Genomic DNA, 10,914 nt, shown 5'->3' with positions numbered 1-10,914 from the left:
ATCCGGTTCTTTTCCCCATTCCGGAAATTAATTTTGGCATTCGGTATAAACCAGAGAATCGAGTGGACAAGGCATGTTAGCCAAGTGCACCTGCTCTTTTCAGTCAGGCCGCTTCCTCACACCAGCTTTGTAATCACGTGGACCGCCGACTCAAAAGGTTCAAAGCATCGAGGAAGCAGCCTTCAACAGGTCCTGATCAGGGCTGGACCAAACGATAGTACTGGGCTGGATAACTCGAAGCATCTACCTCGATAAACTCACTCTGTCCGTTTGACCCCATAAAGACGTAAGTAAAATAGGTCCAATCAACGAGGTTGGTTGAAACCTCGATTAGATAAATCGAAGACGTGGCACCGCCCGCGCGCAATCGAAAATTTCCATCAGGTTGCACCCCCCAGCCAACAATCACCGGCGGCCCAAGCGTAAAACTTGCTTCGTCGGCGAATGGGGAGGCATCAAATACGCTATCCACAGCTTGCACACTCCAAAAATAAGTCCCAGCGGGCAAATTTGTGATTATAGTGGAAAGCCGTTGTTGCCCATTCCCTATCTGAGGCAATCGACGAAGGCCGGATAAAGCATCTGATTGTGGCGCAAGAATGTCGACCCCACCTGGGGTTGTGCCGACTCGCACATTGTAGCTCAAAGCTGGGACCGGGGTTTGATTGTCGGCGGCGGGGCTCCAATTCAAAATCACACCGGAGTCCATGATCGTTGCCGTAAGATTGGATGGCGCAACTGGAGAACTATTCGCTAGAAGAGTGTCGTTTCGCCATATCTGAGAGATTGGGATGGGATTATTCCTCAAATTACCATTCAAGAAAACATCCAGCTTACCGTCACCATTGTAGTCTCCCCAAGTCGCAATTCCATTTAGGACCTCAGGCAGACCGGCGCCGATATTGGCGAATGTCCAATTATTCTGATTACGCCACACCTGAAAAATCGGGCTGTTATTCGGATTACTGACAGGATTGTTGGTATAGCCCATCAGCAGGATATCGAGCCCCCCGTCATTATCAAAATCCCCCCAGGCAACGGAACTTTGCCAGACACCAGGAAGTCCGGCATTGATGTCATAGAAAGTTCCAGAACCAGCATTCCACCATATTCCAGAAACGGCATTGCCAGTTTCGTCGATACCGGTCAACAAAACATCCAATCTGCCGTCATTATCAAAATCCCCCCAGGCAACAGCCCCTTGGTCAACCCCGGCAAAACCAGCATCAATTTGTAAAAAAATGCCACCGCCCAGGTTCTGCCATATTCGGGAAACGGGAAAACCGGAATCCAATAGACCGGTGACCAGTATATCGAGGTTTCCATCATTATCAAAATCTCCCCAAGCGACGGAACTGAGATAGACGCCGGGCATGCCGGCATTGATGTTTGTAAATGTTCCATTCCCTAAATTTCGCCATATCTGACAAATTGCATTACCACTGGTGTCTAATCCGGTGAGCAGGATGTCCAATTTCCCGTCGTTGTCATAGTCCCCCCAGGCAACTGAGCCATAAGCCACCCCGGGTAAACCGGCATTGATATTAGTGAAGGTCCCGTCACCTACATTCCGCCATATTTGAGTAATGGCACTGTTTAGATTCTGATTGGTTTTACCGGTCAACAGAATGTCCAGTTTGCCATCGTTATCGAAATCTCCCCAGGCAACGGAGCCATAAGCCACTCCTGGCAAACCCGCATTGATGTTGGCGAACAGACCTTCCTCCACATTTTTCCAAACCTGTGAAATGGGAGCGTCGGAGTTTTGGTCAGCTTTGCCAGTCAGCAGAATGTCCAGTTTGCCATCATTATCGAAATCTCCCCAAGCGATGGAGCCATTCGATAATCCGGGAAGCCCGGAATAAGCGGAAGAAAAAGTCGGGCACAATTGGGCATGAACTGCCGAGCCCCCATTTAACATGAAGATAACAGGCAAAACCCATTTGAATAGCGATGGTGTTTTCATGGTAAAAACCGCTGACCACTCCTTCCAAACCTCAGACCGGATGCATTTTTAATTGCTCAGGGGGAAGATCCGACTTTGATCACGGCGGATGATTGTACTCTTACCATCACGGTACCTGCGCTACTGTCTCCCTGAACGGTGGTTAAAAGGTAAGTGAACCTATCATTGCCAAGGAAACCTTGGCGTGGCGTATAAAGGACCTCCTTTCCGGAAATGCTCACGATTCCGCGCTGAGATGTATAGGGAGTCGGAATACTTAAGGTCATGGAATCACCAAATAAATTGGTGGCATTGCACAGGAAAACATTCTGGTTGAACCGAGTTGTGCTGTTCGCGGGCGCAGGAAGTGTCTGAGTCGGAGCCACAATATCCTTGGGCATAAAAGCCAGATCATCGGTTACCAGAATACGGTTCAGGGCTGATGCTGCCTCCTGGGCACGGAACGTGATCGAGTGAGGTCCCTGGACCAGATCGAACCTTCTTCCATCCAGGCTTACAGCCGCCTTGCTTCCGCGACTATTGACCAGAGTCCATGGCCAGGCAGAGGACCACTTGCCTTCCAAGTTGTCATAAAGGTCTTCACTCCCTCCGTCTACTGAGACGAAGAACGAGCCATGTGCAGGTGTGGGCGAAAAAACTTTGGCCCAAATTACGTAAGTTCCCGAAACTGGGATCTCGATGTTGAACACAATACTTCCCTGCTTTGCAGTGCGAGAGGATGCAAACTGGCGTGCAGGGGACGAAGTATTGCGAACAAGGCGCATGGGAGCCGTAACCTTCCCTGCTCCAGCTTCGACAGGAATATAAACCTTTTGACTGGTCTTCGCTTTTGAGGTCCTGGGCAAGGCACTGTTCGCGGCATTCAGCGGGAGAACTATAAAAGCCCCAAATGCCGGCCCTGAAGACGGTGGAGGAGCGATGCCGATTGGTTGAGCTACTGATAATCCCGTGAGCGGAATGTCCAAAGGAGTGCCGTCGTACGTGCCCGTTAAAACGGGAGAGCCAAAAAAATCCTGGGCGTTCCTAACTTCGAAGGCAGTGCCGATGGGAAGAAAACCCGATGCATCGACTGAGACTGAGTTAAGGTTCTCCCAGTTGTAAACGATTATATTGGCCCTGCCGGGTTCATATTTATTTGGTCGAATAGCGATAAAATTGGAGGTAGGCAGATTAATTAAATAGCTGTTATTTGGATAAGTGCACGGGTCTACGCGAAGAATGCCACTGACAAAGGTGTTCCCTTCCATAATCAAATTGATATTTGTCGAAAGCATTACGCTGGTTTGAAAATAGTTGCCTTGCACCAATGCACCAGCAGAATTGCCGAGATTAAAATCCGATCCGGTTCCCTGGGTATCGTAAATAAAATTTGTGCGAATGACTGGATTTTTCGCGACACCTTGAAAGGGACCAACCAGCAGGTTGGCTTGATGGCTGGCCGCGAGCGCGCCATTCAGAAAGAAAGCATTTCCCTCAATATCAAAATTATCGGCAATGGGAGTCGGACCGGCTCCCGTTGCCTGCATGCCTAATGCAAAATTATTGAACACTATGCAGTCGGTCACACTCTTCTGAGCCGGATCTGCATTTTGCCCGTAGAGCCCGTGCCCATGAGCGCGGTCGAGTCCTTGCCAGCCATTGAAATAGGAAAGGCAACCGTAGGTTTCAGTATTCCCGGCGGCAATGTCTATGCCAATCCCCCCGCCAATATTATCGTGTACGATGAGGTTGATCAGCTTGCAGTTGGGCGCCCGAAGATCGAATCCGCTCACCGTGAAATCGAGTATTCGGCCATTGTAGTTTATATACCAGGTCGTCGGAAACGGTCCGGGTTGCGGGCTGAGCCGGGTGGGAAAATTAGTAAGTCCAAACTGTTGGGAATTCATTATTTCAAAGCCCCAATAGTTCACCCAGCCACCGGACGTCTGCATGATGTTGCCATCCACGGTTGCCCGTTCGCCCGGATATTGACGGACGGTAATCGGCTGGCCGTCAGCCCCTGACAATTGGCTGATGAATTTTGTTGGACGATTGGAAATGGAATGCGTCCCTCCACGCAACCAGATTGTGTCACCCGGGTTTACAACGGATGGTTGATTCAAAGCGGTCTGCAAATCCCACGGGCTTACCATTGTTCCATTCCCTTTTGGCGAGCCGCCTGGCGAAACGTAGAAATCGGACGCCGACAATGGAATGCAAACAAGAAGGCCCAATAGTAGAATGAGTGCTGAAGGCATGTTGGCAAGGTCTTGCTCAAATCGATTAGTTAGATGTCAACCTGGCTCCGCAAATCGTCAGAACAACAATCGACTGCAAGCAAATGTTATTGAACCCACAGATGCCAACTCTCCTCCAACCTGCATGCCTGGCACATGTAATTAACCGCCTTAAAATTTATTACACAACCCTAAGGCAGTCCTAGAGGACCGGCTTGGCAAGACAACCAGTTGCACGTACTCCTTACATATGGGAAAGTCGGGCGAGCCTCTTTATCGATTTCTTTTCAGCGCGGTATATTATTATCCGTCCGATGGTCGGATGGACTATAGTAGTAACTTTTCAAAAGTAAAGCATATTTAATTCCATCGATTACTTTTTCTGATTATCCAATAAACTGCTTCGTTTGAAGGACCGTCTGGGAGCGGTATGGCTTTCTCCGAGATTTCTAGGGCCATTCCCCCAATAGCCGGTTCTCTGCCGCTGAACCAACGTGATTTTCAAGGTAAGGAGTGAAACAAAAAATTACCATGAACCATACAGAAAAACCGTATCATGTTCTCATCGCGGATGACGCAGACCAAGAGTGCTGCATGCTGAAAACTGCTATTCACCAGTATTCGAAGTGGAGGCTGGTGGGTGAGGTCCACTCAAACGATGCACTCATGGCCTATTTGCAAGGTGAAATTCCATACCACAATCGATCCCAACACCTCCTTCCGGATCTCCTCCTGATGGATGCCATCCTGCCTGGGGGGCAGGCTCCAGGTGTGTTGAATTGGGTAAGAAATCACCCTGAAATGACCATGCAAGTAATTGTTCTGGGCGGCGTCTTCATGTCCGATTATTGCAACCACTTGATTCAGCTGGGGGCGCAAGCCTGGGTCCGCAAAATCGAAAATCCTGATCTGCTCGCATGTTTAATCAACAATATTGCCACACAACTCCATTGATATCCTTCCTGCCGCTTTACCTTGCCAGGTGAGAGCGCAAGGCACTGGCGAAGTATTTATTATTTGCCGGCAAACTCTGAAAGTTCTGCCCCAAAGCTGGTTGGAAACTGTCCGTAGTTTACCCTTGGTATCAATACATTTGGCAAGGCCAGTTTTGCTGCGCCCTGCTGAACCAAAAATACCACCAGAGGTGGCAAAAATGGCGGCAACCTTCGTTGTATCTCCCAAGACAGGTCAATCAGTATCAATTGTGGAGTTTCACCCACTCCAACTTTTGGAATTCGCTCGGTTCAATACTGTCAAATATGCAGTTCTTAAGGATCGGCGTGGCGGAGCGTAATATTTTCTCTATGAACAGCTTACCACCGAGGGGAGGAGATTGTTAGAAAACATATGTTAGGGCTTTCATCGATTTATTGTCATGCTACACTTGGCTGATGGTTCCGACTCAAGATTTGCATGTTAAAGAAATAGTCCGGTTGTCACCACCGCGCGCATTGAAGGCGCAGCTGCCGGCGACCGAAGTTGCAAACTCGACTGTTTTGCGCGGTCGTAAAAACATTGAAGCCATACTCCAACAAAAAGATTCGCGGCTGCTCGTGGTTGTGGGCCCCTGCTCCATTCACGATGTCGATGGCGCCTTGGAATATGCCCGCAAGCTGAATGTTCTGCGCCAGGAACTTGCGGAACATCTGGAAATTGTTATGCGCGTTTATTTCGAAAAACCGCGCACAACGGTCGGCTGGAAAGGGCTCATCAATGATCCCCGGCTCGACAACACCTATGACATTGAGACGGGGCTTAAAAAGGCACGACAGCTGCTGCTCGAAATCACGAGCATGGGGCTCCCTGCTGCCACTGAATTTCTCGATCCCATTGTTCCCCAATACATCGCTGACTTGATCAGTTGGGCCGCCATTGGCGCACGCACAACGGAGTCCCAAACCCATCGCGAAATGGCGAGCGGTCTGTCAATGCCGGTCGGCTTCAAAAATGGCACTGACGGGAGCTTGCAAATTGCCATTGATGCAATGGGTGCAGCGATGCGACCTCACAGTTTTCTTGGCATCGATCAGGATGGCTTTACCGGCATCGTGCGCACGAACGGCAATCCTGCCGGTCACGTTGTCCTCCGCGGCGGCCGGCTGCGCACGAACTACGACGCCGAAAGTATCCGTGACGCAGAGGCAAGCCTGGTAAAAGCCGGACTTCCTCCAGTGATGATGGTCGATTGCAGCCATGCTAACTCGGGCAAACAACATGCCCGGCAGGAGGACGTATGGCGCAGTGTGATTGAACAACGGGCAACCGGCACCCGCTCGGTGGTGGCTCTGATGGTCGAAAGCTATTTGCAGGAAGGAAGCCAGTCGATTCCCAGGAACCTGGACGAACTAAAGTACGGAGTCTCCGTTACCGACGCCTGTCTCGGCTGGGATGCAACGGAAAGAATGATTCGTTGGGCGGCTGGCCAAAATGTTCGGGCGAAGCAGCAGCAAAGCGAGTACGCATAACCATTTATCCTGCCAATTCACTCCTGGTAGCAAGGCTCAGGTGCACAAACACCTGAGCCCAAAAGTTGATCAACAACCCCTCTCCTGCTCAAGGCACAATCTTCACCCGGAAGAATCGCTGTCCATCAATGGGAATGTTGTTCGCGATCTATTCCACACCTTGGACTTGTTGCTGGCAATTATGCAACCTGTACGAGGTCGCTGCCATCGTATAGCAGAACCATGCACAAATCGATTAACCAGGCTGAATGCATGTCAATGGATTGTTTACCAGAAGAACAAACATATCGAGCCTGGCTCAAAGCTCAATGATCCCAAAAAATGAAAGGCCAGCCTCCTTGGAAGCTGGCCATTGTTATTTGCGGGAGAAATTTAGGAATATCCCGCGTTAATATTAATACGTGTTGAAAAGCTGCAATCTTTCACAAAAATGAAAATATTTTCACAAAACATTAAAAAAATAGCCCAGCCCAACTGTTTTCGGAAAATTCTGCAGGTTTAGGAAGCCAAAACCAGAAACTCCCGGCCAGAATAGAACGGTGGTTTAATTTTGTTCCCACCTCCCTGGCGTTGCCGACTAAAAACCTTCAATTCCTGCAGCCTCTAGCCCTGCAATATGCGTTGGTTGCCAACAAAACCGGACCGATGGCATTTCAAGTCTGCAATTCTCGTTATCTATAATACGTTCCAGACAGCCCTGATCTTTCAATTATTTTTAACTTTTTGCGATTGGGTGGAATGGGAAGTAAATAAGTTCAAAGTGCCACCTTCCCTGGATGCAGTGATCCCGGAGGTTGACACCTCGAAATCAGGGATTGCCATTAAATAAAAGGGCTGAGAGTCGGCTCTTATGAAAGTTTGAACCGAGAGAATTCTCTTCAAGTTCGCTCTCCGCCAGTTGAAATTCATGCCATGCCTTCACATCTCCAGTAGTCGTCACAAAATAGGAAGGATATTTGCTCCGCAACCTTTGCCACAGCTCCAACTGACTCAGAGGAGCACCCTCCATCGAAGTGGATGAACTGACGGTATCCCCGGAGAGTAGTCGCGCCAAATCTCTTAGATCGGCCGTTGGAATGGAGATGCTCGGAAGATGCCATACCCAACTCCTGCCGCGGATATCTGACGTGAGCACCGTACACCATCACCCAGGAATTTTGATTCACCAAGGTGATAAATGATGGAAAGAGAGTCATTGGATCACCCGTCTGCGCAACTCCAAAGGCGGGCCGTCTATCTGGCTGGCGGTCAGAATCCATTGCCATTAGGACTAAAATCCGCGCTTTTGACTGATTTCGTGACGAAGATCGGGTATGAGTTTTTGACCGGTTGCAAAGTCCCATTCCATGGCTGTGAAGTCCTCGCTGCCGGTCACCACCCGTCGTCCGTCAGGACTGAAAGATGCGGAAATCACACCATCGTTGTGCCCAAGCTGGGGTCCGACGGGCAGTCCGGTGGCAACGCTCCACACCTGTGCATAACACTTCGTGAACTGATCGTCCTGACAACCTGTTATAATCAGGGATCCATCGGGACTGAACTCCGCAAATTTTACCCGGGTCAGATGCTTCAACGGTTCAAACAGTAGTTTGCCACTTTGAACATTCCACAACCGGAGCTTGCTTCCACTGACAGTCGCCAGGAGAGTTGCATCCGAATTAAAAATGGCGGAACTGATTCTTTCGTCATGCTGCAACCAGGGAGAGATTGGCTTTCGTGTGACAATATCCCAGATTTGCGCTGAACCTTCTCTAAAAATGGCCAGGCGCTTCCCCTCGCCACTAAACGCCATTCCTGAAAAGGAATTCGTGAGTTCAAGCCCGGAAGCGAGGACTTGTCCAGTGTTTGCGTCCCAAAATTGAAGCAGGTGATTGGTTGAAGCGGAGTTGCTCCGGATTTCCGACATGCCTAGGACAAAATATCCATGGCAACCAAGTTCAGCCTTGTCCACGGCATGGCCAGTGTTTACCAGGGTCGAAATAGGGCGGTCAGAAATGGTCTCCCGAACTTGAAAAATGCCATTGGTGACCGCCAGGTATCGACTGCCATCATCGCTCAACGAAACAGAAGGAACCGGAATGGGCAGCGCGCCTGAAGCCAGATCCCAAATTCTCACTGTACCATCGATGGAAGCCGTTAAAATCGTGTGTCCATCATGGCCAAAAGAAGCACGCGAAACGCGTTGCCGGTGGCGTAGCAGTGGATTCGAACCCAGCGGTGCGAGGGTATCGGCATGCCAGAGCCGCGCCGTACCATCAAAACTGGCAGTCAGGATCATTCTGCCATCGGGGCTGAACTCCACACTGCCTACTCCGTCAAGATGGTTCATGTCTGGCAAAATTTGCCTGCCCGTTCCAGTTTCCCAGACACGTGCTGAACGGTCCCAGGATGCAGTTGCCAACTTTTCGTTATCGGGGCTGAAGGCAGCGTAGATGACCCAGCTTTTATGTCTTAACGGCGGGGCTTTGGCATGTCCATCCACCGCATCCCAAATTCGGGCGGTATAGTCATAGCCAGTAGTTACAATCAACCGTCCGTCACCACTAAAAGCGGCAAAACATACGTCATTTGTGCCATGTTTGATGATGAGGTCTTGCTTCCTGGTTTTGAAATTCCATACACGGGCGTTACCATCACCGCACGCAGTAATCAGCCTTGAGCCATCGAAATTAAAACTTGAATGATAGACTGGACCTGGATGGGGCAAGTCGTCGATTCTCTCCAAATTATTGGCATCCCAGATCCTTGCATAACCATCCTCCCCACTCGTAACAATATACTTTCCATCAGGACTGAAGGCTGCACTCCTCAGCCGGGTTCCTGCTCCACACGTCTTGCCAGAAGTTCCTCCAGTCGGAAGCTCGTAAATCCTCGCTGCTCCATTATACTCCGCAACCACGATCCTTTTTCCGTCCGAACTGAATTCGGCATCATCGATCTCCTGGCCTTCAGACCATAGCTGCGTGAGCTTCGGACAATGCGCCAGCACAACCCCAAATCTCAGACGATCGCGAATATTTTGTTGCTTCCCGTGCTCGTCCAACCGCAGAGCTTCGGCAAAATATGGCAAAGCATGGAGCAAATCACCGGAATCCATTGCCCGATTGCCATAGGCCACATTGGCGCCCACCTGACGTTCACGATTCTCGACCACCCTGGCCCATTCACGATACGCCTGGTAACTTACAGCAAATACCAGCAGCAGAACCAGGCTTGAAATTCCCGCAACCCGTTTTAAGACGGTGACTCGCCTTTCCAACTGCTTCAGTCGTTTAACCGATTTTCCGTTCGCCAGCACCACCAGGTCCGCATGCATATCCCACGCAGATTGGTACCGCTCAGATCTGTCACGTTTGCATGCGTGAAGAATGACTTCGTTGAGCTCAAGAAAACCACGCGCATCAGGCAATTCATCGACCCTGGTGGGAAGCTCTGGAAAATCCTGTCTATCCTTTCCCGTAGCCGCCTCATAAAGCACCTTGCCAAGGCTGAAAATATCCGCCTGAGGTGTACCAGGACCTTCCGGTGGAATGAAGCCTTCTGTACCAACATAGGACTGGGCTTCTTTGGCCTCCGCCACCAGTCCGATATCCGCCAGTTTGGCCACACCGTTTACGAAAATGATATTCGCCGGCTTTACGTCGCGATGGACAAGCCCATGCTTGTGAAGTTCCCATAACGCCTGGCTTAACGCCAATCCGCTCTGCAGACAAACCTCCACTGGTAATTTTCCACGCAGCGAAATTTCTTTGCTGAGAGTTTTAGGGACATACTTTTCAGGGTCAATATTCTGCCCTGAAACCATGTCATCTCCGGGTTCCATGACATAATAAAAGTACCCTTCACTCTCATTGATACCCACGTGTAACACATCGATGAAGCCTTCGTACGAACGCGAAATGGGTTCAAATTTTCTAATCCCTGCCAATTCTCTCTCAAAGGGTCGTTGATTCTGAAAGGAACTCCGGAAAACCACCTTTACCGCGCGAAAGTTGCCCATCATGTTGCGCGCAAGCCACACCGTTCCATAACTTCCGCGACCAATACACTTGAGCAATGTATGGTCAGGAACGGTGACAGGCTGCTGACAGTCCTCTCCCGACGGATTATTATCCTCGAGTTTGCCTGCAAGCTGCTGACCTATGAAATGTGCTTTTGAATCCATTCCCTTTTCGCAGCGGTGGACTGAACAGAGTTAAATCGTGCTTGAACCCAACTGCAACACTATTTTCCAGGCCCCGGCTGCCGACAGATTATCTGGTGAGAA

At 50.0% G+C, this 10,914-nt stretch carries 6 protein-coding genes; 2 read left to right on the top strand and 4 right to left on the bottom strand.

Annotated features, from left to right (window positions below; translation table 11 throughout):
- Window positions 1-196: 196 nt before the first annotated feature.
- On the bottom strand, window positions 197-1,966 hold the full coding sequence (locus tag CFLAV_RS02165) for an FG-GAP repeat domain-containing protein (protein WP_007412959.1): 1,770 nt from the start codon (window positions 1,964-1,966) through the stop codon (window positions 197-199).
- 56 nt (window positions 1,967-2,022) lie between these two features.
- Entirely contained in the window at window positions 2,023-4,203 is a 2,181-nt protein-coding gene (locus tag CFLAV_RS02160; protein ID WP_007412958.1) for a right-handed parallel beta-helix repeat-containing protein, read from the bottom strand.
- Window positions 4,204-4,695: 492 nt separating this feature from the next.
- On the opposite strand from CFLAV_RS02160, the gene CFLAV_RS02155 reads away from it, so the two are divergent.
- Both CFLAV_RS02155 and CFLAV_RS02145 read left to right on the top strand, forming a co-directional pair.
- Window positions 4,696-5,136: a response regulator gene (locus CFLAV_RS02155; protein WP_150107225.1), complete on the top strand. Its 441-nt coding sequence runs from the start codon at window positions 4,696-4,698 to the stop codon at window positions 5,134-5,136.
- 437 nt (window positions 5,137-5,573) lie between these two features.
- Window positions 5,574-6,647 carry a 3-deoxy-7-phosphoheptulonate synthase gene (locus CFLAV_RS02145; RefSeq protein ID WP_007412956.1) on the top strand — a complete coding sequence of 358 codons (1,074 nt, stop codon included), beginning with the start codon at window positions 5,574-5,576 and terminating at the stop codon, window positions 6,645-6,647.
- An 808-nt stretch (window positions 6,648-7,455) separates the two neighbouring features.
- On the opposite strand, the gene CFLAV_RS34700 is transcribed toward CFLAV_RS02145, so the two are convergent.
- Together CFLAV_RS34700 and CFLAV_RS02130 are read right to left on the bottom strand one after the other, a co-directional pair.
- Window positions 7,456-7,701 (bottom strand): hypothetical protein, encoded by a 246-nt coding sequence (locus CFLAV_RS34700; protein WP_150107224.1) that lies wholly within the window; start codon window positions 7,699-7,701, stop codon window positions 7,456-7,458.
- Between the two features lie 216 nt (window positions 7,702-7,917).
- The gene (locus tag CFLAV_RS02130) at window positions 7,918-10,812 is read right to left on the bottom strand and encodes a serine/threonine-protein kinase (RefSeq protein WP_007412953.1); all 2,895 of its coding nucleotides are present in this window, start codon (window positions 10,810-10,812) and stop codon (window positions 7,918-7,920) included.
- Window positions 10,813-10,914: the final 102 nt, after the last annotated feature.

Origin of the sequence: Pedosphaera parvula Ellin514, from assembly GCF_000172555.1 — a bacterium.
GTDB lineage: Bacteria > Verrucomicrobiota > Verrucomicrobiia > Limisphaerales > Pedosphaeraceae > Pedosphaera.
Note: the sequence above shows the minus strand (reverse complement) of the source record. Positions and strands in the feature narration are given on the sequence as shown.